Source organism: Thermococcus sp. M36, from assembly GCF_012027355.1.
Taxonomy (GTDB): domain Archaea; phylum Methanobacteriota_B; class Thermococci; order Thermococcales; family Thermococcaceae; genus Thermococcus.
In genome coordinates this window covers 1-389 of record NZ_SNUH01000359.1, presented here as the reverse complement: position 1 = coordinate 389, position 389 = coordinate 1, and the positions used below count along the sequence as shown (strand labels likewise).

Sequence of the window (389 nt, the reverse complement as noted above, 5' to 3'; positions counted from 1 at the left end):
TGATGAAGATGCTAACGTTGATTATTCAGATAGTAAGAGTGAACCTGGTGTTAATACTTATAGTGAAACTTTAGCTGGAACTTTTAATGTTGGAACACCATCAACATCTCATAGTTTTTTATTCAATATCGGATTCTTAAGTGCTAATGGGAAGTATGGTGGTTATAATGGTCAAGTAATCGTTCATTGGTAATATTTCATATAGTAAAAAATAAATTAACTAAAATCTTGCAAATGTTCTTTAGAAAAAGAAATATAGTTATTGGCTTATTATTTACAGCAGTTGTTATTTCAGCATGTAAAAAAGCTTTCAACGATGCTAACAGTACCAACGATTCTAACTTAACAGTTAATCTTTATCAGGCAATTCAGCAAAATAATGGTACTGC

General features: G+C 30.1%; 1 protein-coding gene. It reads left to right on the top strand.

The genetic code is table 11. The annotated features are described in order from the left end of the window. A partial coding sequence (locus E3E36_RS13120; RefSeq protein WP_206203754.1) for a hypothetical protein occupies positions 1–193 on the top strand: 193 nt, incomplete at its 5' end. Between the last annotated feature and the right edge of the window lie 196 nt (positions 194–389).